The sequence below is a fragment of the Virgibacillus salarius genome (assembly GCF_039521925.1).
GTDB classification, from domain to species: Bacteria; Bacillota; Bacilli; order Bacillales; family Amphibacillaceae; genus Virgibacillus; species Virgibacillus salarius.
Genome location: NZ_BAAACY010000063.1, coordinates 39,426 through 63,020 on the forward strand (window position 1 = coordinate 39,426; position 23,595 = coordinate 63,020).

At 35.3% G+C, this 23,595-nt stretch carries 25 protein-coding genes and 1 pseudogene; 17 read left to right on the top strand and 9 right to left on the bottom strand.

Going from position 1 to position 23,595, the window contains the following annotated elements:
- The first annotated feature begins 202 nt into the window (after positions 1-202).
- Together ABDZ84_RS08750 and ABDZ84_RS08755 are read left to right on the top strand one after the other, a co-directional pair.
- Positions 203-739: a GNAT family N-acetyltransferase gene (locus ABDZ84_RS08750; RefSeq protein WP_166530388.1), complete on the top strand. Its 537-nt coding sequence runs from the start codon at positions 203-205 to the stop codon at positions 737-739.
- A 495-nt stretch (positions 740-1,234) separates the two neighbouring features.
- Entirely contained in the window at positions 1,235-1,765 is a 531-nt protein-coding gene (locus ABDZ84_RS08755) for a DUF3267 domain-containing protein (RefSeq protein ID WP_343781124.1), read from the top strand.
- Between the two features lie 567 nt (positions 1,766-2,332).
- Here the strand turns inward: ABDZ84_RS08755 and ABDZ84_RS08760 are convergent.
- A complete protein-coding gene (locus ABDZ84_RS08760; protein WP_166530389.1) occupies positions 2,333-2,734 on the bottom strand; it encodes a hypothetical protein in 402 nt (133 codons plus the stop codon).
- Between the two features lie 576 nt (positions 2,735-3,310).
- Here ABDZ84_RS08760 and catA point away from each other — a divergent pair.
- Positions 3,311-3,961 carry a type A chloramphenicol O-acetyltransferase gene (catA, locus tag ABDZ84_RS08765; protein ID WP_343781126.1) on the top strand — a complete coding sequence of 217 codons (651 nt, stop codon included), beginning with the start codon at positions 3,311-3,313 and terminating at the stop codon, positions 3,959-3,961.
- Positions 3,962-4,450: 489 nt separating this feature from the next.
- On the opposite strand, the gene ABDZ84_RS08770 is transcribed toward catA, so the two are convergent.
- Positions 4,451-4,648, bottom strand: coding sequence for a hypothetical protein (locus tag ABDZ84_RS08770; RefSeq protein WP_121603754.1), 198 nt, complete (start codon positions 4,646-4,648; stop codon positions 4,451-4,453).
- 313 nt (positions 4,649-4,961) lie between these two features.
- Here ABDZ84_RS08770 and ABDZ84_RS08775 point away from each other — a divergent pair, with 313 nt between their 5' ends.
- The 4 genes from ABDZ84_RS08775 (at position 4,962) to ABDZ84_RS08790 (ending at position 7,655) form a co-directional block, all read left to right on the top strand.
- Complete coding sequence (locus ABDZ84_RS08775; RefSeq protein ID WP_026679799.1) at positions 4,962-5,312, top strand: YqfO family protein; 351 nt, start codon at positions 4,962-4,964, stop codon at positions 5,310-5,312.
- 55 nt (positions 5,313-5,367) lie between these two features.
- On the top strand, positions 5,368-6,063 hold the full coding sequence (locus tag ABDZ84_RS08780; RefSeq protein ID WP_166531048.1) for an MBL fold metallo-hydrolase: 696 nt from the start codon (positions 5,368-5,370) through the stop codon (positions 6,061-6,063).
- 231 nt (positions 6,064-6,294) lie between these two features.
- A complete protein-coding gene (locus tag ABDZ84_RS08785) occupies positions 6,295-6,936 on the top strand; it encodes a hypothetical protein (RefSeq protein WP_166531049.1) in 642 nt (213 codons plus the stop codon).
- A gap of 341 nt (positions 6,937-7,277) precedes the next feature.
- Positions 7,278-7,655, top strand: a complete 378-nt coding sequence (locus ABDZ84_RS08790) for a DUF5391 family protein (protein ID WP_166531050.1) — start codon at positions 7,278-7,280, stop codon at positions 7,653-7,655.
- 295 nt (positions 7,656-7,950) lie between these two features.
- On the opposite strand, the gene ABDZ84_RS08795 is transcribed toward ABDZ84_RS08790, so the two are convergent.
- Positions 7,951-8,310 carry a winged helix-turn-helix transcriptional regulator gene (locus ABDZ84_RS08795; RefSeq protein WP_343781129.1) on the bottom strand — a complete coding sequence of 120 codons (360 nt, stop codon included), beginning with the start codon at positions 8,308-8,310 and terminating at the stop codon, positions 7,951-7,953.
- Positions 8,311-8,411: 101 nt separating this feature from the next.
- On the opposite strand from ABDZ84_RS08795, the gene ABDZ84_RS08800 reads away from it, so the two are divergent.
- The 6 genes and pseudogenes from ABDZ84_RS08800 (at position 8,412) to ABDZ84_RS08825 (ending at position 13,044) form a co-directional block, all read left to right on the top strand.
- The gene (locus ABDZ84_RS08800) at positions 8,412-9,071 is read left to right on the top strand and encodes an MBL fold metallo-hydrolase (RefSeq protein WP_026679795.1); all 660 of its coding nucleotides are present in this window, start codon (positions 8,412-8,414) and stop codon (positions 9,069-9,071) included.
- 11 nt (positions 9,072-9,082) lie between these two features.
- Positions 9,083-9,889: a carbon-nitrogen family hydrolase gene (locus ABDZ84_RS08805; protein WP_026679794.1), complete on the top strand. Its 807-nt coding sequence runs from the start codon at positions 9,083-9,085 to the stop codon at positions 9,887-9,889.
- 375 nt (positions 9,890-10,264) lie between these two features.
- Positions 10,265-10,828, top strand: a complete 564-nt coding sequence (locus ABDZ84_RS08810) for a DUF4256 domain-containing protein (RefSeq protein WP_166530718.1) — start codon at positions 10,265-10,267, stop codon at positions 10,826-10,828.
- Positions 10,829-11,272: 444 nt separating this feature from the next.
- Entirely contained in the window at positions 11,273-11,701 is a 429-nt protein-coding gene (locus ABDZ84_RS08815; protein ID WP_026679792.1) for an RDD family protein, read from the top strand.
- 249 nt (positions 11,702-11,950) lie between these two features.
- The gene (locus ABDZ84_RS08820; protein WP_281949502.1) at positions 11,951-12,163 is read left to right on the top strand and encodes a DUF3955 domain-containing protein; all 213 of its coding nucleotides are present in this window, start codon (positions 11,951-11,953) and stop codon (positions 12,161-12,163) included.
- 83 nt (positions 12,164-12,246) lie between these two features.
- Positions 12,247-13,044, top strand: a pseudogene (locus ABDZ84_RS08825) (DUF817 domain-containing protein).
- A 66-nt stretch (positions 13,045-13,110) separates the two neighbouring features.
- Here ABDZ84_RS08825 and ABDZ84_RS08830 read toward each other — a convergent pair.
- The 5 genes from ABDZ84_RS08830 to ABDZ84_RS08845 all read right to left on the bottom strand — a co-directional run bounded on the left by ABDZ84_RS08830 (position 13,111) and on the right by ABDZ84_RS08845 (position 19,097).
- Complete coding sequence (locus tag ABDZ84_RS08830) at positions 13,111-14,004, bottom strand: peptidoglycan recognition protein family protein (protein WP_281414402.1); 894 nt, start codon at positions 14,002-14,004, stop codon at positions 13,111-13,113.
- Positions 14,005-14,309: 305 nt separating this feature from the next.
- Positions 14,310-15,929 carry an amidohydrolase gene (locus ABDZ84_RS08835; protein ID WP_343781134.1) on the bottom strand — a complete coding sequence of 540 codons (1,620 nt, stop codon included), beginning with the start codon at positions 15,927-15,929 and terminating at the stop codon, positions 14,310-14,312.
- A gap of 171 nt (positions 15,930-16,100) precedes the next feature.
- The gene (locus ABDZ84_RS08840) at positions 16,101-16,265 is read right to left on the bottom strand and encodes a hypothetical protein (protein ID WP_281949504.1); all 165 of its coding nucleotides are present in this window, start codon (positions 16,263-16,265) and stop codon (positions 16,101-16,103) included.
- A gap of 66 nt (positions 16,266-16,331) precedes the next feature.
- Entirely contained in the window at positions 16,332-16,487 is a 156-nt protein-coding gene (locus ABDZ84_RS21495) for a hypothetical protein (RefSeq protein WP_425542104.1), read from the bottom strand.
- Between the two features lie 408 nt (positions 16,488-16,895).
- Positions 16,896-19,097 (bottom strand): phosphodiester glycosidase family protein, encoded by a 2,202-nt coding sequence (locus ABDZ84_RS08845; RefSeq protein WP_343781137.1) that lies wholly within the window; start codon positions 19,095-19,097, stop codon positions 16,896-16,898.
- A gap of 541 nt (positions 19,098-19,638) precedes the next feature.
- On the opposite strand from ABDZ84_RS08845, the gene ABDZ84_RS08850 reads away from it, so the two are divergent.
- From ABDZ84_RS08850 to ABDZ84_RS08860, 3 genes are all read left to right on the top strand, one after another.
- Positions 19,639-19,977, top strand: coding sequence for a hypothetical protein (locus ABDZ84_RS08850; RefSeq protein WP_026679789.1), 339 nt, complete (start codon positions 19,639-19,641; stop codon positions 19,975-19,977).
- Between the two features lie 709 nt (positions 19,978-20,686).
- Complete coding sequence (locus tag ABDZ84_RS08855) at positions 20,687-21,193, top strand: RNA polymerase sigma factor (RefSeq protein WP_026679788.1); 507 nt, start codon at positions 20,687-20,689, stop codon at positions 21,191-21,193.
- Positions 21,180-21,863: a hypothetical protein gene (locus ABDZ84_RS08860; protein ID WP_026679787.1), complete on the top strand. Its 684-nt coding sequence runs from the start codon at positions 21,180-21,182 to the stop codon at positions 21,861-21,863. The genes ABDZ84_RS08855 and ABDZ84_RS08860 overlap by 14 nt, the downstream gene beginning before the upstream one ends.
- A 216-nt stretch (positions 21,864-22,079) precedes the next feature.
- On the opposite strand, the gene ABDZ84_RS08865 is transcribed toward ABDZ84_RS08860, so the two are convergent.
- Positions 22,080-22,931, bottom strand: coding sequence for a YitT family protein (locus ABDZ84_RS08865; RefSeq protein ID WP_026679786.1), 852 nt, complete (start codon positions 22,929-22,931; stop codon positions 22,080-22,082).
- A gap of 210 nt (positions 22,932-23,141) precedes the next feature.
- On the opposite strand from ABDZ84_RS08865, the gene ABDZ84_RS08870 reads away from it, so the two are divergent.
- The gene (locus tag ABDZ84_RS08870) at positions 23,142-23,450 is read left to right on the top strand and encodes a hypothetical protein (RefSeq protein ID WP_343781141.1); all 309 of its coding nucleotides are present in this window, start codon (positions 23,142-23,144) and stop codon (positions 23,448-23,450) included.
- Positions 23,451-23,595 lie beyond the last annotated feature (145 nt).

Sequence of the window (23,595 nt, forward strand, 5' to 3'; positions counted from 1 at the left end):
CTAAAGCGACCTCGCTTACTTTTCTCACGATAGCTTAAATATCTAGAATAGGTTTTATCTAGCAGCAACATATTAATGTTGCTATTTACTTACTTTTTTAAACCTTGTATAATCGAATTAATTTCAACGCAAGAAGGGACTGAATGATGCGCAGCTATCAATATTTATAGCCCATAGTATAAATAAATTGGAGGGGTAAGTATTGATTACCAACTTAATCACGGATAGACTATGTTTACGAAAAATGGAAACAAATGATGCAGCTAGTTTATTCAACATTTGGTCCGATCCTGAAGTGACTAAATTCATGAATATAACTAGTTTTACTGATGAAAGCCAAGCACAAGATATGATTCATTTTCTAAATAAGCTGTATGAGGATAATAAAGCTATTCGCTATACAATTATTGAATTAGCAACAAATCAAATTATTGGCTCATGTGGTTTTAATTCGTTAGATCAGGAAAATGAAAAGGCGGAGATTGGCTACGAATTAGCAAAGGAATCTTGGGGGAAGGGCTACGCCACAGAGGCAATCTCTAAATTGCTTACGGTTGGATTTGATTCGTTTAATCTTAATCGTATCGAAGCTAAGATTGAACCTGATAATCATAATTCTATTAAACTAGTTGAAAAGCTTCGCTTTACGTTAGAGGGCACCCTTAGACAATATGAAAAGTATGATGAAAGGTACATCGACCTTCATTTATACTCTAAACTAAAATCAGATTCCATGTAAAACCAATAGGGCTGTCCTAGAAGGTCATCTAGCTACTGAAACTGAACTATACACTCCTTGCTGGAGAAAAGGTAGATCCTGCTTTGAGCGTTTTTCTTAGGAGGAAGCTTCACCTCTACCCGCGGAATCGTAATACAGCATAAAGTAAATCTTCAGGCAGTGGGGTTTTGTTTATCCCCCACCGCTTGTTCGTACCACAAGAGTATGACCTAAAGGCCTTTGAACCAATCGGACATTACTGGCAGGCGATCCCCCACTTATCCATATTGGTTTCACTTTATTGCTTGAGGTGAGGGCTTACTGCCTGTTATATGCGGGATAAAGATATTTCTTAGACAAGCACTGTCATCTCTCCTGCAAACCTGCTACATAAAAGTTTACCTTCTATTATATTAAAAGAATTCTAAATGAGGGAATCGAATGAAAATAAGAAACAACTTGCCAAAAAGCAACCCACAATTACACATAGATTTAATAAAAAAAGGATGGGTTCCAATGAGAGAACCTAAACATTTATGCCATGCTATTTTGTTATCTATTCCGTTGATGATGGTAGCTGCAATTCTCTCTATTGGGGTCATACATATCTTTTCCACTATATCCTTTCATGAGTTTGGACTGACAGCAGACAAAATCTCACTAACTATTAACGTTCCTATTATTTTTATGCTAATCCTACTTTTAATACTTCACGAAATCTTTCATTTGATATTCATACCACATTTTATTACATCAGATAAAACATATCTAGGTTTAACGTTATTCGGGGGGTTTGTAATAACAGAGGAAGAGATTGTAAAATCAAGATATATCCTAATCACCATTGCTCCGTTCATCACTATTTCCATAATTGCGCCACTGCTATTAGGTATGCTAGGACTCCTAACACCAGCATTAAAATTTCTGATAATCCTAAATGCAATGGCATCGTCCGTCGACATTCTTAATCTTTTACTCATACTTAAACAAGTACCGAAAAATGCAATTTTAACAAGTAATGGACCATACACATATTGGAGAATATAGAGGTGAACGAAGAAATAAAGTAAAACTTCAATCCGTGGGGGTTTTGTTTATAACCCACTGATTGTTCGTACAACAAGGGTATGACCTAAAGGCCTTTGAACCAATCGGACACTTACTGGCAGTTGATCCCCCCTCTTATCTATATTGATTTCACTTTATTGCTGGAAGTGGGGTCTTACCGCCAGTTATATGTGAGACAAAGTAGAAGCCTCCATGCTAATGGTAAATTTCAACCATCCATTCTTTTTTGCAAAAAATGATTAATATATCCCAAACACAATCTCAGCTTTTTACGTAAGCTAATGTACAAGATTATTTATTCCACATTTTATTATTTCCTTCCCTTTCATCCTCCTTTTTAATGGAGTTTTTTTATTTATGTTTTACAAGCTGGTGATCTTAGGAAGATGTTGACCCTCAATATCATTGTTACCATCACGATGAAAAAAGTATTCCAAAATGAAAAAAGACACCCCCTCCAACCAAGGAAAGGGCACTATATTCAATGCACATCAATCATATAAATCCGCAACCAACTTTCATTTGTTTTATCTATCCAAGTACCTTCTATCTAACATCAAAGCTTATGGTACCACTAGATGTTACCACACCAGTAACTACATCTCCATAATAGGTTCCGGGTAACATATCAGTAAAAGTTCTAGTTAGTAGTGGCTGCCTTAATGGACCAAAACCAGTACAGTTTCCCGATGAAGCATTACATAAACGCACCAATGGTTCTCCATAAAAATTCAAATTCCTTACAGTTACCGTAACGTCTGCACCACCAGAGGGTACTACTACTTTTCCGTCCCACTTACCATCTTTTGTTTTAAACTTGTATGGTCCGAATGTTTTCAAGAGAGTTACATCGTCCTTAGTAATAGCTTCAGAGGCATGTGACGTGTTTCCAAAAGCCACAACGGATATAACAGTTACTAACAGCAGGGAAAATAAAATTTTATACATCTTGTTACCTCCTTTTTCAATATACATACTACTTCTATACATATCCTTATTTCCCTGCAATTTTTTGTTAATTTTACAGCAATTTAACTTTTTTAAAAAAGCATCCTATTACAAGAAAAAACAGCTACATAGCGTTGATTTCTTCCATCCCCCTCCTACTCTTAGAGCATATTGTAAACTGATCGATATTTAGTAATACAGATTATATTAAGTGTATATTTCAGAATAAAAATCTACTCTACAAATAGGTTATTCGTTGAAGAACGTTAAATCACACTTACTTACTATACGAAGCAAACATAATTAGAATGAGTTAATACCAAACCAATAGAATATTTGCGATATAACAAGATTAGGTATCTAGGTATCCGTACAGCTTCAAACACTACACCATTTTAATTTTCTACCATCAAATGATAAAGTATAAATCTATTTTATTTAGAGGGTGTACATTTATTTAATTTTGTTATATATTGCAATAATAAATGACATTATATAAGGGTGAGTGAGTAATGAAGCGAACCGTGAAGATTGCCTCTTAAATTTATTCAAAAAAATTTAGGAGGCATATAAACTATGACATTTAATTTAATTGATATAAATACTTGGGAAAGAAAACCTTATTTTGAACATTTTTTAAATCATACTAGATGTACGTTCAGCATGACTGCAAATATAGATATTACAAGGTTATTAGCAAAAACTCGTGAAATGAATATTAAGTTTTATCCTGTTTTTATCTATATGGTTACTAAGGTCGTTAATTGTCAAGTTGAATTTAGAACGTGTTTGGATGAAGAAGGAAGACTGGGATTTTGGGATCAGATGATACCAAGCTATACTATTTTTCATAACGAGAATAAGACGTTTTCTACTATATGGACAGCATACGAAGTAAACTTCTATTCCTTTTATAAAAACTATCAACAGGATATGAAGCTTTATGGCAATGTAAAAGAGATAAGCGCAAAAAAACAAACGCCTAAAAACGCAATTCCTATTTCATGCATCCCCTGGACTAGTTTTACAGGTTTTAACTTAAATATCTTTAATGATGGTACATTCTTACTACCAATCATTACAGGAGGTAAGTATTTTAATCAGGGAGATAAATTATTTTTACCTATTTCAATACAAGTCCATCATGCTGTTTGCGATGGCTATCACGCTAGTCAATTCTTTGACAAATTACAGCGATTAGCTGACGAGTGTGAAGAGTGGCTATAACTCACTATATTTTTCGTAATGGGCTGGCGATTAGCAGCCCTTTTCTTATACAGGACTTAGATTATTTCTAAAAAGAAGCAAAGTTTCAAAACATACACACAGATTATAGAAATGATGAATTTGCGTATTGATTATCACAGCTTCCTATTTTAAAAAGGAAATCTTGTAAGAGCATAATAATACTTATAGAATTAACCTATGCATGACTAGCTATATGGAGAGAAAGAATATGATAAAGTAAAACTTCAATCCGTGGAGGTTTGGTTAGTACCACAAGGGTATGACCTAAAAGTCCCTAGAACTAATCGAACATTTACTGGCAGTCGATCCCACCCCTATCCCTATTGGTTACTTGACGTGGGAGTATTACTGCCAGTTATATATGGGATAAAAAGGGTATTATTTAGAAAAACTGAGCAAAATTCGCTCAGTCCTTATCACTAAATGCTCAGATTTACGCTTCCTCTAGTAGCTATTATGGAATAATAGCTACTGCTTGACCACCACTCCGGCTGCCCACTTCCCTTTCCGTGGGGTTTGTCCTTCAGCTAACTTTTTTAGCAAAACCCGCTCAAAAAAGTGGATCTTCAGGTCAAACATTTCCCACAGGAGTTGAAGTGGCCGGCCTTCGCTATTATCAGGCTCTACAACGCTAGCATGAAGTAACACAGCTGCTTTTATACTCACGGATAGCGATTTTCACTTTACCTATTGTAAAAAAAAGTCAACCTATTACTTATGACAAGAATTGTTGCACCTTCTCATAGCGGAGACGAATTACGTAGACTCCTGCGGGATTAGCACGAGCCGAAAATCCACTTTGCAACGTGTTCTTCTTTGCAAAGTTAGTTGAGGCCGTGCCCGCCGAAAGCGAAGTAATTCGTCGGAGCATTGCCAATATACATCAAACATTTCAAAATAACTACTTGGCTTAACGCAGTCATTGCACTAATTTTATACTTTCTTAACTTTTAAAAAAGGTATTGGGAGGAAGAAATTTGTGAAATTAGTGCCAATATATAGAATACATACTTATGTGGTTCCAGAATCTTTGGATAGAGTATTAGAAGGTGTGTTACATGTTGATGATTTAATTTATGGAAACTATAAAAACGTAGCTTGGCATTCAAATGATGGTATAGAGCAATTTGTCCCTTCAAAAAATTCTATGCCAACAGAGGGAGATATAGGAGAAAGGAAGCAAGTAACGTCGTTTAAGTTAGAATTTTCTATTCCTAGAGATAAGCATTTATTATTAAAAGTAATTGAAGAAGGCATTTACCCTAATCATCCTTGGGATGAACCAGTCGTGCAAGTAACCGAAGCATTTGAAACAAGAAAGCATGGATAAATCGTTTGGTAACATAATCATTCACTAGATTTTTAAGACAAACGGAGGTAGAAAGATGAAGATAAAAGAATTACCAATTAAATTTGAATTTAATGGACAAAACAATTATATTTATCCCAGCTTACTTATATCAAATAATGAATTAACCTTGATTGATACAGGGTATACAGGCTTTTTACATTTAATAGAAAATGAAATTTTAAAACATGGATATGAAATGAAGCATTTAAAGCGTATCATTATTACACATTATGATGATGATCATATAGGGTCCTTATACGATTTCAAGGAAAAATATCCTTGGATTAACATTATAGCTAGTGACCTTGAAGCAAAATATATTAGTGGTGAAATGAAGTCAGAGAGATTGATTCAAGCAGAACAAAAGCTAGAAAATATGCCAGAAGAAGAGATGGAATTTGGCAAATGGTTTATACAGCAATTAAAGAATTTAAAGCATGTTCCAATTGATGAAAAAGTCCAGGATGGAGATATGATTTTAGATAACAAATGTCGAATAATAGCAACGCCAGGGCATACTTCGGGTCACATTTCATTATATATTCCGAGTTTAAAAAGTGTCATTACAGGTGATGCAGCTGTTAAAGAAAATCAAGAATTAGTTATCGCTAATCCACACTTCTGTTTAAATATTGAGAAAGCGGAACAATCTTTGAATAAAATTAAAAGTCTTCACGCTGAACATTACTATTGTTATCATGGTGGAAAACTTACGTTAGTGGAGGCGTAGACACTAATTACCAGCCCAAGGATTATCCGAAATTTATAATAGAAAAGCCCTTCCGCAAACAGGTAGTTGCCAAGTAGCCTTTCAGCATAAAACCCCTGCGGGATAAATTGAAACTTTCATATAAATTATCGTAATATAAGAATGAGCAGCAAAGGAGGCGGAGCATAGATAGGTAGTTTTATAAATTTGATTTAATATGAATGTATGTAAATTAATAGAAGGAGTGAAACGATGGATAATGACAAAAATTTTGACGAACCTAAGGAGCAAAAAAGCAAAATAAACTTTGACTTTGGTAAGAGTTTAAATGAAACGAAAGGTATACTAAAGGATGCCATTATAAGACCACATTCTGTAGTGAAGTCGAATCATATCATTGGAATTGAAACGAGTATCCTCATACTGTTAATACTTTCAATTATCATAGGTTTATGTAACTTTTTATTCTTTAAGTTTGGATTCGATGGCTTATTGAGTATGTTTACAGAGATTGGAATTATGTTTTTAATAACTGGGACTCTTTCCTGGATTATTACTTTTGCAGCAGGCTATATCTCTCTATATATGTTATTGAAGTTTCTGGGGAATGCAAAATTCTCTCACCGCGAATTACTTACAAAGTACGCTGTCGTAAACATTCCATTTGCTGCTATTTTCTGCTTGGTTATCTGCTTTTTTGGATTTCTAATGATAGACTTGTTTGTAATTACCTACGTTTTTGCACTAATGTTGTATGGAGTCATCCATATTTATCTTTTCCTTGTACATATCAACAAACCAAAGTTTGATTTGTATTGGACCATGGCGGGATATTTGCTGGTACTGACCGTACTTACATATATGCTGAATGGAATTGATTTTAGTTCATTTTAACACTTAGAAAAATGTCAATGGACTTCCATTAGATAGATATAATGACCAAATTTATGGTACAGGAATCACCGCTTGAAGTGGAGGCAAAAAATCCTCTGCTCACTATCTTATTGTGCAATAGTACGCAGTGGGACGTTTGCTATGTGGGCTTGTATTATGCAAAAGTTTTTACTGCCAATTATATGCGGGATAAGCAATTAAATCAGGATTTGGTTCACTTTCTTTCACTTAGATATAACCTTGGTTTCCTAGGGCAGACTTCAACTAAAACTAGTCATTTTTCATATTGCTAAATATATTACTATTCCAAAATTAGTTAAGGGAGAAGGAGTTCTCTATCTATGCTCAAAAAATTTTATATGGTTTTTTTAACTTTATTAATAGCTGTTGGAGCGGTTTTATTGGCTGCTAGATATCCAACAGGTCCTAATACTGTTTCATACGATGAACCAGCTGGTTTGTGGATATCTATTGGTATAATCATTGTACTCTTTTTACCGCCTTTGCTTTTATCACTATTTAGTAATCGTGTTGTACGAAACATATCGGCAATGTATCAAGCATTTATAGTGATCTCATTTTTAGGAATTATACCAGTCGGATTTCTTTCTCCTAATAATCTTGGGTTAAGCGCTATTGCCATTTTAGGAGTTGTAGTTAGTATAGCTAGTATTATTGTAACCTTAAAAATCAAGTCAAATAAAAAAGCCAAATTTTAAATTACTTCAACTAATAGCTTTATGCATACACTTTATGAAAAGATGGACCTTTTCATACAAATTAATCGAAGCTAAACGAGATAGATATCTTTATTCGTTTCCAAATCGCACGAAGATGTTAAATAGTTATTGACGAATTTTCATATACTCCATAAAAAACACCCTAAATATTAGTTTTATCTATTGTTTACTTGACAGAGAGCATATCACTAAATTTAGGGTGTGGCATCTTCTCAGAGTTGTACATAAGAATGAGGCTTTTGTAAATTCATAACAACTCCCCGTTTTTTTAACCTTATTCAAATCCCTTCCTCATATAAGCATTCCCCCACTTCTCTATGGATTTTATTATTGGAATAAGATCCTCACCAAGAGCTGTTAGATAATATATTACCTTCTTAGGGTAATCGCTTGTTTCTTCTCTTTCAATAATACCATCTTTCTCCATATCTCTAAGCTGTAGTGTAAGAATGCGTTGAGTAACACCTGGTATTTCACGGCGTATCGCATTGTAATTCATTGGTGATTGAGACAGTAAAAATAGAATGATACCTTTCCATTTACCACCAATGATATGTATCGTTAATTCAATTGGACAGGCATGCTTTACAGTTAACGTACAAGTACCATATTGACTGCTTTTAAAGTCTGACATTTCCTCACCTCAATGGGTAGTTACAAAATTGTGCCTTCTTGTTACTACCTTTTTATCTTGTTAAATTTATGATATCAAATAAATAAGAGAAGGTGTATGAATTGAAATTCGTCCAAATTTCTAAACATATTTATAGACTTACCTACGAAACCGTTGTCGGTATTCCAGTCAAGATTAATACATGGTACGTAGTGGATGGTGAAGATGTTTACATCATTGATACCGGGATGGAAGAATACGCACATATACAGCTAAAAGCAGCAAAATCCTTAGGTGTTCCCAAAAGTATTTTACTAACACATGGTCATCTGGATCATATCAATGGAGCTAAGTATCTACGAGCTGAATTAAACATTCCTATTTACTCACACAAGAATGAACTTCCGTTTATTAATGGAAAAATACCCTATCCAAATAAAGTAGAAAAGGAAACAACAGGTGTTGAACATCAGGTTGAGGCTTTTCAAGATAGTGTCATTAACACGTTACCCCTCGATGTATATGAAACACCTGGTCATGCTCCAGGCCATGTCATTTACCATCATAAAGATGACAATGTGTTGATAACTGGAGACTTATTTATTTCTGATGCTAAGACCCTACACCCACCGATTAAAAAGTTCACAATTAATATGGAAGAAAATATTAATAGCGGGCGCGTAATAGATGATATCAAACCATCTATCCTATCTTCCTCACATGGTGAGGATGTTAAATATAATGACAAGTTATATACCATTTATAAATTTACATATGAATAGGAGATATAAAAATGAAAATACAATTATTTCAATTAGAGATTATAGAAGGCAACGTAGAACAAAATGAAAATCGTATCAAAGCCTTATTTGAAGAAAAACTCGAAACAGATACAGAGGTTGTTATACTACCTGAAATGTGGAATAACGGGTATGATTTACAACATTTAACAGAAAATGCAGATGTCGATTTAACAAGAAGTTTCCCTTTTATCCAACATTTAGCGACTAATCATCATGTAAATATTATTGCAGGTTCCGTTTCAAACAAACGCAATAAGAATATATATAATACCGCCTTTGTGGTATCAAAAACGGGTAAGCTAATTTATCAAAAAGATAAAATACATCTCGTGCCAATGTTAGATGAACAGCTTTATTTAACAGGTGGAAATGAAGCACCAGAAGTATTTGAAATTAATGATATCAAGGCAACTCAAATTATATGTTACGACTTACGTTTCCCAGAAATCACACGTTACCCAGCGTCTCAAGGAGCAAAAATCATTTTCTATGTCGCCCAGTGGACCACCAAAAACTTAAACCATTGGCGAACATTATTGAAAGCAAGAGCTATAGAAAATTGCGTCTATGTCGTTGCATGTAATAGTGTAGGTGTCGTGAATAACGAAAAACATGTCGGCAACACATACGCAGGACATTCCATCGTCATCGATCCAAATGGAAATATTATTCAAGAAGCAGGCAATCAAGAGACAATCTTAACAACAGAAATCGATATACAGAAGGTAACAGAACAACAGCAAAACATTCCTATTTTTGAAAACCTGAGACCAGATGTTTATAAGTATTCAGAATAGTACTTTCGTTATCGAGGGCTACAAATAAGGTGAATCATTAATCAGTGGAGATTTGTTTATTCTCCACTGATTGTTCGTACCACAAGGGTATGACCTAAAGGACTTTGAACCATTCAGACACTTACTGGCAGTCGATCCCCCACTTACCAACATTGGTTTCATTTTTTACTTGAAGTCGGCACCTCACTGCCAGTTATATGTGTGATAAAATTTGTGTAGGAAAATTAAAGTCATTCAAGAAAAATTCCAAATTGTAGGGAAATACATTTACTTAGTCTTGTAATTTAATGTAAACTGACTTTACACAATCCTTTAAACAGTTTATTGTAAAACAAATATACATATCTTAACCGTTTTAGTTAGGAGGAAATGAACATGACAAAAAGCAATGAAAAAGAATTATCAGTAGAACAACGTGAAGGATTATTCAAAGCATTGAAAACACGGTTTGAGAAAAACATGCACCGTCACCAAGGTGTCGAATGGGCTAACGTCCAAGCAAGGCTGGAAGCTAATGCGGAAAAACTGTGGTCGCTTCATGAAATGGAAAGCACTGGCGGTGAACCCGATGTTGTTGGTCATGAGCAGGGCCAATACATTTTTTATGATTGTTCAACCGAAAGCCCTAAGGGCCGCAGAAGTGTTTGCTATGACCGTGAAGCACTAGAGGCAAGAAAAAAACATCAACCAGAGAATAATGCAATTGATATGGCAACTGCCATGGGTATTGAACTTTTAACAGAAGAACAGTATCGAGCGTTACAGCAGCTGGAACATTTCGATAAGAAAACGTCAAGTTGGGTGCAAACACCCTCAGATATTAGAGAACTCGGCGGTGCCCTTTTTTGTGATTATCGCTATGGGCATGTCTTTCTGTATCACAACGGTGCATCCTCTTACTATGCTGCTAGAGGATTCCGTGGCTCGCTAAAGGTCTAAATTTTACACAGACGATTAAGTATGGACTTCTGCGATAAGACTTTGATTCATTCTTCAGCTAACATGCATAAAGGGTGAAATCATATGATTACATCTATAAAGGGACATTTTATTTTATCTGAGATAACCGCGGTTTATAATGCTGGGATATGAACACAAAAACATGGGTGTGCTACCATTACAATTTGAAAATGGAGAAAGTGCAGATTCATTAGGTTTAACTGGTAAAGAAAGTTCAAACAAAAAAGCAGCAATAAAGTGAAACCTCAATCAGTGAGGAGCTTATTTACCTCCCCCTTCTCTATATTGGTTTCACTCTATTGCTTGAAATGAGGGTCTTACTGCCAGTTATATACAAGATAAAGCTTTAACGAAAACAGTCATTCTCCATAACATCCTAATGAAAAAAAGCGTATAAATTTTGTATAGAGAGGAGAGGTTTTTATCGACATTACCAATCCAGCAGGTTTTCAAAACAGATTCTTGGCAAGAGTTTTAGATGTTATTATTATTTTTTTAGTGACAGGAATTATTTCGCAATTTCTATACGGTGTATTCTATGATAATGAAACCATTCGTCCTATTGATTATTTAGGGCTTATATATAGCCTGATAACACCTATTGTTTGGTATGGGTACACGCTAGGGAGGAGAATGGCGGGAAACCGTATTGTAAGAATTGATGGCAGAAAAATTGGCATAGGAACAATGATATTAAGAAATATTGTAGCAGGAATTATTTACATTCTTACGTTTGGAATAGGATTAATCGTAAGCGCCTTCATGGTAGGAGTGAGAGAAGATAGACGTGCCATTCACGACTTTATCGCACAAACGTATGTGACAACAAATCCCCCAACAAAAGTTCAATAATAATAGGGTAAATTATTTTAGACTCCTAGCTAACTTACCATCCAAAATCGAGCTATTTTCCATAAAAAGCTGTAAATAAGAAAGGCATCTCCAAATATAAAAGAGGTGCCTTTCTTTATGTTTAAGCAATCAGAAAGAAATCTATTTAAATAATAAATTTTTATTGTAAATCAATAAATTTTAATTGATTTACATATATTTTTGATTTAGAATTAGTTTGTAATAAATAATAACAAAGGAGAATGTTTGATGAAAAAGAAATATCTGTTAGCTTCTACACCAATCTTGTTGGGTGCTATATGTTTCGTTATCTATAGCTTAATTGGTTCAAGTGTGGAACCTGATGGTACTTTAATTGAACCGTTCTTCTTAATTAATTTATCTTATCTATTTGTTTTTAGTGGTGTACTCACCATATTTCTTATTTCTAGCGTTTCCTTCATTAAGCGAATTAGCAACTAGCATTACGTTATAGAACAAATAGTCCTTATGGTTAATGTAAGTAAGGGCTATTATAACCCTTATGAATACGAAGAGGGGAGAACATGAAATATATCATAGACCTTTTTTATTTCGGTTACCATCAGGCTTTATCATGCATTTTTCCAGTGGTTATTTTCGCGACACTTGCTTTGTCCAAGATAATTTCTATACCTGGCATACCACGCTACGATTTTATTCTACTAATCTGTCTTATTACGCAATATCTGATGTTAAAAACCAATTTGGAGTCATTTAAAGAGTGGAAAGTGATATGTATTTTCCACGTTATCGGATTACTACTAGAAGTATATAAAGTATATTTGGGTTCGTGGTCTTATCCTGAAAAAGCGTGGTCAAAAGTTCTTGGGGTACCACTTTATAGTGGTTTTATGTATGCAAGTGTCGCTAGTTATATTTGTCAGGCATGGCGTAGATTTCATTTAAAAATGAATAAATGGCCCAAAAATATATGGACAATACCACTTGGATTGATGATTTATTTAAACTTTTTTACGCATCATTTTATTTTAGATTTTCGTTAGATTTTAACACTGCTATTATTTATTGTCTTTTTACAGACTCATGTACAATTTATTGTACGGAACACAACATATAAAATGCCGTTGTCTATCTCATTTATCCTTATCGGCTTCTTCATTTGGGTTGCCGAGAATATTGCTACTTTCTTTGGGGCATGGCAATATCCTAATCAACAATTTTCATGGAGTTTTGTCCATATCGGAAAAATTAGTTCCTGGTACTTACTAGTAGTAATAAGCATCATGATTGTAGCGCAGTATAAACGATTTATGACACCTCTTCCTAAAAAGGAAAAGTATTCCATTAACAATCTTGGTTAAACAACCTTTGTATATTCACTTTAACATGAACATGCCCCACTCCTTAGCGAGTGAGGCACTATTTCTTCATTCAACTCTGACATACTGATTACTAGCTGTCACATAATAAACGTTTCCTTTACTATTTTTAACCTTGTATTGATAACCATTGCCTACTTTGAGCTTAGCTACAATCGTCGGAAAACCATATCCCTTTTTAAGATAGCCAACAACATATTTATCCGACCAACTGGGCTTGTTATAAAATCTTAATTGACCTGCATGTTTAGACTCTACTCGTTTGCCGATATAGCTTGCTTTTTGTGAATCGCCACGCATGCTATGAAGCAATGTAAGATTCTGACTGGCTGTTCCCCTATAACCTCGGATGCCATATTGAGCAGCATATCGCCGGCGTGCGCGAAAACTAGCGTTCTTGCCAATACTATTAAGGTAATCCACAATGGAATGACCGTTGTAGTTGTCTACTTCTTGGTTAGATGCACCATTAATTTCATCAATGAACCCCTTCCAATCATCAAGTAATTTTCTAGGGCAGTTCTTTCCACTCCAGTGCTTATGGGTAACAATTCTTGAAATCGGTATTTTATGCTCTTTCATCAATTTTTTAATTAGCCACTGTGCATTTTTTGTTGCTTTACGGAAGTCCCCATCGCTATTTTCACAAATCTCAATAGCAATGGATCGTCTATTACCAGTTCCATTTTCACCATCACCAGCATGCCAGCCGTTTTCATTCGTTGGAAGATGCTGGTATATTTCTTTATCATCTACGGTGTAATGCCAACCAACAGTTCGACCACCTGCACCATTATGCAAGTATTGATTATGCATTTCTGCATCTGCGCCTTCGCTGGTATTAGCAGTATTGTGAATTGTTAAATAGAGCGGAACCATAGCATATCCAGGACGTTGTTCCTTTTGAGAGGCAGGTATAAAGTCTTTAATAATTTTTGGCATAAGAAATCTCCTCCTTAATATTTTTATATTAAAAAAACGGCTTGCCCGTGTGGACTAGCCGTTTGACTACTTAATAATGCTTATTCTGTTGTATACTGCTTATGGCTGAAAGAATATATTGATTACCTTGTTATAATAGCTACAAAGTTAAAATATTAAAATAGAAAGGTAATATCTTTGTTTAGTAATGAAGTCAGCAGTCGCCCCCACTTAACCATATTGGTTTCACTTTCTTATATTGAAGTGAGAGTCTTACTGCCAACTATCTGCGAGATTTAATACTCATATTAAATAGTGCCTACATGTTAGGCGCTTGCCTCAGTATTTTGATAAATCGTGTTTCCTTCCTTAATAGTCTCTACTACGTTAATGTTATGAATCGCCTCTTTATCTATCGTGAGCGGGTTCTGATCCAATATTACTAAATCTGCATATTTTCCGACGGCAATGCTCCCTTTTGTATCCTCCTCAAAATATTGATACGCCGCATTGATGGTAACGGCTTGTAACGCTTCGTAAACAGTAACACATTCCTCTTCTCCAATTCGCCGACCACTTCTAGTTTTACGATTCACAGCACACCAAATGGCATGAAGCATGTCAGGTTTAACAACAGGGGAGTCCTGATGAAAATTAACAGCCAATCCTTTATCGAAGGCTGTTTTTGCTGGACTAATTCTGCTACCTCGTTCTTCCCCTAAGTTTTTGAGGTGTACATCTCCCCAGTAGAAGGTGTGCACATTGAAAATCGACGGAATCATATTTAATTCAACCATTTTGTCCAATTGATCACTACGTACAGTTTGACAATGAATCATTACTGGACGCAGCTTGTGTTTATTCGGATTAGCTGCGTCTTTTAAGGATTCCTCATAGCTTCGTAGTAACTGATCCGATGCGGCATCTCCATTACAGTGTGTCAGTAATTGAACATCATCATTAAGCGCAGTTAAAACAAATTTCTTTACCTCTTCATCTTGGAACCACGCATACCCTCTGTAATCCGTTTCTCCTTCATATGGTTCCGTTAACCAAGCTGTTTTTCCTTGTGGAGAACCGTCCAAAAAAAGCTTATATCCTCCAAGTTTAAACCGATTGCTGTACTTTTTAGCATACCTTTCGTATTGTTGTAGCAATTCTGTTGGTGCTTCCATTACTAATGGATAGGCAACGATATCTATCATGAGCTTGTTCTGATCTGCTAAGGTATGGAAAAGCTGCATCATTTCTTTACTTGTAGCACCGTCCTGGCAAGTCGTAATCCCATTTTTAATATATATTTCTTGACCTTGCTGCATCATCGCTGCAAAATTTGTCCCAATATCACTTACTACCTCTTCTCGGATAGCCATCATACTTGCTTCTTCTAAATATCCATTGGGCTCTAGTGATCCTCTTACTCTACCAATCTTACCGCCTTCATGATCTTTCGTATTTTCATCAATTCCAGCAAACTGTAAGGCCATGTCATTGACACAACCCATATGAGCAGATGTATGCATGACGATAACCATTCTATCCATCGACACTTGATTAAGTATTTCTTTGGTTGGATGCTGCTTTTCTTGTAATACATTATGGTCGTAACCAAAACCAATAACTGGATCGGTATCTCTCAATTGCTTCTCTTCTATATAAGACTTTAATGCGGTCACAATCTCATCGAAATTGTTACATGTACTTAAATCACACAAAGCTGCAACAGGACCAACCATCGAAACATGGCTATGAGGATCAATAAAGGAAGGTAACAACGTATGACCTTGTAAATTATGTTTTTCAATGTTGCCATTGTGTAATAGGGATTCAAACTTAGCTAACGAACCAAGGTCTTGAATGACACCTTTCTCTACCAATACAGCTTCGACTGATTCCTTGTCTTTTTCCATCGTGATAATTTCTCCACCATAATATAGCTTTTTCATTGTAATTCACCTATCCTTTTAAAAATAGGGAGTTTCTGCCCATCCCCTTGAAAAGGTGGAAGAAGGAACGTTTGATTAACAAATCTTTCAAAAAAATGAGTGCCTGGATTTTTCCACAAAGGGCCCATTTACTATCAAGAAAACAATAAACATTGACTTGTAAAAGAAGGTTTAACTAGTCCTTTGTCTTTCTTCCACCATCTTTTTTAATTCTTCTTGTCCGTTTCTAACAGATTCAATTTCTTTTATCGTTTTCAATTTTTCTGCTATAGGTTTCAATACTTCTTGAAGTATTCCTTGAAAGCACAGCGCCTTTTCATCTTCTTTTATTTGCATTCCTCCATTTTATCGCGTCTAATTCAATAAAGCGAGCGTTTCAAACTTATGATTCCTCGATAGTATTTAAATAACATACAAAAGAAGTAACGTTTTGGTGTTCCTGCGTAAATTATCTACATGTTCCCTCATCGCGTGAACTTCACGATTCTGTACTGCGTGGATAAACGTGATTTCACATCCTGCTTGGTTTTCAACCAATGTATTCAGTATACTCATCATCGGTGTAATTCTTCCGCAAGTATCTCTCGGGATCAATATAATTAATGCATACACCTCAGTTGAAATTGCACGTCAGGCTGAAAGGACACTTAAAGGGCATCTGTACTACAATGCCCTTTAAGTTACCCACTCTACTCCATTATAGGTTGGGGAAAGAGAGAATGGATATTCTGGGGAAAGGAGCTGTACATTACTTCCCTTTAGTACCAATAACATACTTAAAAATTATTACATTTTAGAGAATGTCCTTGCTGGAAATTACGAAATTTTTTTAATTCTATCATTCTTTCAACAAAGAAAAACCGCATGTAACAATGCGATCGACAGCAAAAAATAATTCTAAAATATTTTCATGATCATGTTTCCCTTTTGTAATATTTCTTTTTACCCTGTTTATGGTGACATCAATTATTTTGGCAGGAATAGAATAGCATCACCAATATCTCTTTCACCTGAATTATCGGAAGGATGGTTAATTAATTGACTTCCAACTGTCATTGTTGTGGATCCTCCACCATCAAGATTCATTGCTTCATAAGCACCCAAGCTTTTCATAAGCTTTGCCGACTCTTCAAAGGTTACTCCAACACTATTCATTGGATCCCTACCATCTACAGTTACAAAGATTATATTACCATTTGCTTTAATGCCAGCAAGTGTTCTAGGGTGGCGGCTTTTAACAAAACTATTGAAAAAGTCTTCGCTCCAACGAAACCCTTCTTCTTCTGAGTGAATATCTATTTTTCCGTCATCCAGAATGCGTGGTCCTCCATTTATAATACTAGTGTACCTTTTGGCTGGCACCGATTTCCCATCTAATGATAAATGAGTTTCAACTTCGATTGACATACCGATCTGAGCATTTTGGCTTAACCATTTTATAGTGTCTCCAGTGGCAGCAAGCACTGCCCCATTTACTGGGATATTGCCACCTCTATTATGACGAATATCCGTTACCTTCCCTTTTGCATCTAAAACAACCTCTAAGCCATTTCCTGCCGGCGTCTCATCTCCAAAAATGGGTTTAAACAAAATTAGTTCGTCATCATCTGTACATGTGACATCGTGTTTTGGATCTTCTTTTCGTTCGTCCTCTGAAGTACCACCACAACTACGGATCAACCCTGGCTTTCTATTCAGACCATCTATAATTGATTTTTCCCCATTTGAGGAGATAGCTTTTAAATCTGTTTCCACATTTGCAATAGAGGCCTTGTTTTCACTCAAGTCTGAAAACAATAAACTCGTTCTATCCCCTACTGATTCACTAACAACTTCCCCATTCACCATTGAAACACCTGCTAAATCACCTGGTGTCCCATCGTTTGCTCCTACAACAAAGTATCCCCCGTTCACAGCAGCAAGTGAATTCATGCGTTGCGATATACTTGTCAATTGTTCCTTCCCCTTAACCACATCATTGGATAAAAATGACCTAATTTCACCTTTAAATTTATCTGGATTGACTTCTAAAACATCAATATTCCACGGACCTGTGTTTTGAACCCCATTATTTTCAGTTGGGTTCCCACGGTCAATATGTGTATGTGATAGGCCAGGTGCAATTTCCTTCTTTTCACGAGATTCTTCCAACCATGGATCCCCTAAATCCAACCTTTGCCACTTGTTTATAAGATAAGCCGCATCCCTTTTGAGCTTCTGATATACCTCATCAGAAATTAATTGATTCTTTTTCTGCTGATTAATCAATGTTTGAAATCCATTCAGATGCTTGACGACTTTTTGAGGCAAATTTTTACCCTCAAAATGACTGACCGTTTTCAGATGCATGATTAAAGAATGAACTGCGCGCTTATTTGTGATTAAACCTGTTTCTTCAAAGTATTCTATTAGTTTTGTCATCCCATCTGCATGAAGCGGATTCTCTCCTGGTTTAATCGTAATATCTGCTACTAAAGGAAGATGATCAGATGCCAATGAGTGAATTACCTGACTGGAACTGACATTTAGTCTTGGAGATGTTAAAACATAATCGATTCTTTTTGTAGGGGAATCCGCCGGATACGTATATCCAAAGCCATCGTCATTAACAGACCAGACATCTGTATAAATTTGAAAAAGTGATTGCATTTCAGTTGCATTAGGCGTGGCATTTAAATCACCCACCAATACGTTATTATTATGCCTAGAAGTAATTTCCACTATGTCCTCTACTTGCCTTGCACGTACATTAGAACTCAAATGTGAGGTATGTGTTACATAGAACCATACTTCTCCCCCAGCAACGTATACTTGTGCTTCCAATAGCCCTCTTTGCTCCTCATCATCTGTCAATTTCGTTAACTTGTAGTTTTTTGAATCAAGAATAGGATATTTGCTTAATATCGCTGTTCCATATTGGTGATTATGAGCCTGTCCTTCTTCAGGTGGATAGTTAAGATTGGGACCAAAAACGTAATGCATATCTAACATTTCAGCGAGCTCTTTAGCCTGATTTTTAAAGTCACTTCTCTCTGACCAATGATTATCTACTTCCTGAAGACCGATGATATCCGCATTAGACTGACGAATTTGTTCCGCTATTCGTTCTAAATCCAATTTACCATCCATTCCCTCTCCATGGCGAATGTTGTACGTCATTACTTTCATTTGTAAAGACTTTTCTCCCAAATCCGAAGAGGAATTCTCCGCTGCCACCATACTTCCATACATAGCTATAGACAACGATAGTAAAACGATCGCAAACAGAACTATAACTGATCTTTTAATGTTTCTCCCTCCTAAAAAAATAGTTGAATTATAGCTAAACCTCAGATTTCACAATGTGAGATTTACACCTAGATTGGGGTTCTTTATATAATTAATATTTATTGCTTCATAAGTTATTCGTTAATCAACGTTAACTTTTTATTAATTCTCGCAGAAAACGAACTCCATAAAATCCGCTCCATCGTTTCTCCATACTTTTAAGTAATTCAGCAATCTCTATTATTATGCATCATAACGCTTTGACAGTTTCTCCTGATGGGCATGGAACATGTGCTTAGTGCGGTGATAAAGTTTACTGCCGGAATGGGTTATTAGACGGAATTATTCAAAATGACTATACGCTTATATGCTTTTCTTGCCTTACTGCCAGTTATATTTAGGATAAATGGTGATACAATATGCAAAGGGAGGGAAATACAAAATGGAATTCGAATTTGGGAATGCTGCTATTATTCTACCCCCTTTACACATTACCATTATGGCAGTAATCATTATTTTCTTTTTAGTAAGGTGGAGTAAGCAATTAGAAACACGACGTTTTACGATTTTCTTTTACTTTCTAATAAGTACAAACATTGCTCCGTTTTATTCTCATACTAACGAGCAGGGAAGCTTTGAGCTATGGATTCCCTTAGGGTCTATAGTAATTTTCCTGTACTTGTTTCACAGCAAAGGAAGAAACCATCCTTCTAAAATAAAAGCAAGCATTCTAGGGCTTTCCATAGCTTTATATCAATTGATTCTTCAATATGTTGGGTAATTCTTCGATTCTATTAAAGGGATAAGCTATTCTTGAATAAGAAGGAGCTTTCTGAATTAGTCAGAATAGGGAAAAGGAAATTTTCTAATGCTTTGCTTATACAATCTGTTTATAATTTACTACAACAAAAAATGGTTAAACCCCTCCCTTAAACGGAGCTGTTGAAGTGAATATTTTATTGATATGATAAAGGGAAACTTTAATCAGAATGGGGATTGGTTTATCCCGCCACTAATTGTTCGTACCTCAAGGGTATGACTTATAGGCTTTGGACATTTACTGACAGTTGATCCCCACTTTTCCATATTGGTTACTCTTTATTGCTTGGAGTGGGGGGCTTACTGCCACTTATATGTGGGATAAGAAGATGAGCTATAGAACATCTTCTAAAGCGATACTTCAAAGGTATCGCTTGTTTTAGTCTGGACTTTGGATGAAAAGCTCGAAATATTGACAGTTTAAAATTTATTTTTTCCTAAAAAGCGGAACTTTTCGGAATGTTATTCAGTCTGTATATATAAAGGGAAATTTCAATCCATTGTGGGAGTTATTTATCCCCCCACTGATTGTTCGTACCTCAAGGGTATGACCTATAGGCTTTGGAACCAATCGGACATTTACCGGCATTCGATTCCCCACTTCCATATTAGTTTCCCTTTATTGCTTGGGATCGGGGTCTGACTGCCAGTTATATGTGAGATAAAGGGAGGTGGTTGAAATCAGCCGTCTAAATGAAAAGGAAATATATGAAAGCCATTTTGAAAAGGTGTACAAAACAGCTTATTTTATTTTAAAAAACGAAGAACTAGCAAAAGATGCCACACACGATACTTTTATAAAAGCGTTCAAACATTTGAACAAAATCAACCAGCATGCAAGAATTAATACTTGGATAACTACTATTGCTACACGTACAGCTATTGATATCTATAATAAAAACAAAAAGCAAATAGCATATGAATTTAAAGAAGAAAACTATCTATCAAAGTCAGATGAGTTTAACGTTGAGATTGATGAGTTAGAAAATTATTTATACAACATTCCACCTGAACATAAACAAATATTGATTTTAAAATATATGGAAGAATTAACAGAGAAAGAAATTGCAAACCTTCTATCTATTAAACTAGGAACTGTGAAATCAAGAATATTTCGGGCAAAACAAAAATTATACGAACAGTATACGTTAGGAGGTGAAAATCGTGTTGGAGAATAATCAGAATGAACAAAGGTTAAAGGAACACGTAACAAAGGAGATAGATTCGATTAGAGTGCCAACAGGATTGAAAGAAGAAATGTGGACACAGGTTCAGCCTGTACGTAAGAAGAGAAGAATACCTTCAAAAGTTCTTCCGTATATAGCTACGCTTGCATGTGTAGCCGTCTTAATTCCGCTTGGGTTAGCTGTATTACCTTTTAATTCGGAACCAACACCTAGTGACGTTGTAACAACTCAAGAAGAACAGATAAAGACAATAGAAACTGTATTACAGAATGCTCTTAATGGTCCAGATGCTGAATTGAAGCAAATATTTAATCGTGATACATCTATAGAAGACAGTATCCAATATGATAAAGAGCGTTTTAAAGAATATTTTGCCAATGATACAGCCTATATGGAATTTGTAAATAGTTACGGTGCAGTTTTAATGATCATTCCTATACGAAACGAATACACGCTGCAAGTAAAAGATATCAAATTTGAAAAAACAGATTCTAAAGAGATTATTTATAACTTTTCAGTTGAGGTACTGTACCAAAAAGAGGGCAGTGAAAAATCAGACGTTGAAGTTGTCGATGGGCAAGCAAATCTTAATGAGGACCATAAAATAGAACGAATATTAATCCGATTAAACGACTTATGGAATGCTATAGAAAAAAACTAATGTAAAGGCGATTTAGACCATCGTCTTTTTCTTTACTACCGATAGTGGGTCGTTCACCCTTTTATACATGATAGTTGTTAATGAAAACTAAATCAGATGTACATTTAATAACAAAAAATTCTCTTTTGGTTTAATTCCTTTTCACAGTTTCTAACCCTACCATATTGATTAGGATTATATAAGTAAAACAAGCCCCTCGTGGAAGCTTGTTTTATTTTAATTTGTACGAGTTCCACTAGTGACAAATCCTAGCTTCCCACCAACAACTTCTTTCACCTCATGAATGACAACAAAGGAACTTGGATCAATGGTTTGCACCTTCTTTTTGATTTTTAAAAGCTCCGTCTTTTTAATAACCGTATAGATAATTCTTTTATCTTTATTGACGTAGTATCCATATCCATAATAAATCGTGGCAGCATTACCAAATTCGTTTGTAATTACGTTAGAAATTTCTTCATATTTATCTGACATAATCGTCATCGCTTTCTTATTATGGAAACCTTCAATTACTTGATCCGCTATTTTTGTACACAAATAGACAAATATAAAGCTATATAACATATTATTAATTCCAATAATAAATATGAAAGCTGCTATGATGATGCTATCCATATAAAATAGACTCTTAGAAAAGCTATATCCCTTTGTGTAATTTAATAAATATGCAAGAAGAGTTGTTCCACCGGTCGAGCCATCAGCGATGAAAATCAGACCTAAACCAGTCCCAAGTAATAATGCGCCAAATACAATGCCTAACACCATATCTTCAATACCAAACGGAACAAAGCTTAGGATACCAAGAAATAAAGAACTCATGGCAACACCTAATATGGTATAAAATATCGTTCTTTTCATTAAGAACTTATATGCGATCGCTATAAAAATAAGATTGATGATAAACGTACTTATACTTGTTGGGATCTGAAATAAATAGTATAGAATTAGAGACATACCAATTGTACTTCCATCACCTAATCTATTCGGAATAACAAAAAATTGAACGGATGCAGCAATCAGAAAAGATCCGACTATAATTAGAAGCACATCTTTTATAATGTTTTTCATATAAATAACCTCCCTAGCCAAAAAATTAAATGTAAACCTTCCATCAGTGGGAGCTTTGTTTATCCCCATGGTTTGGTAGTACCACAAGGGTATGACCTAAAGGCCCTAGAACCAATCGGACATTTACTGGCAGTTGATCCCTACTCACCAATATTAGGTTCTCTTTATTGCTTGATGTGGGGTCTTACTGCCAGTTATATGCGGGATAAAGTGAAACTTCAATCCGTGGGGTGGCGTATTATCCCCCACGGATTGTTAGGTGAACCAATCGGACATTTACTGGCAGTTGATTCCTACTCACCAATATTAGGTTCTCTTTATTGCTTGATGTGGGGTCTTACTGCCAGTTATATGCGGGATAAAGTGAAACTTCAATCCGTGGGGTGGCGTATTATCCCCCACAGATTGTTAGGTGAACCAATCGGACATTTACTGGCAGTTGATTCCTACTCACCAATATTAGGTTCTCTTTATTGCTTGATGTGGGGTCTTACTGCCAGTTATATGCGGGATAAATAAAAGACTTTAGAAATTAACTATTTCTTAACCTCTAAAGCCACTAAATTCAACTATTAATTTATACACCTCATCATGTAACTTCACGATTATAGTAATCTCTACAAGCAAAGTCAATACACTGTAAAATTTTTAGATTAATAAGATA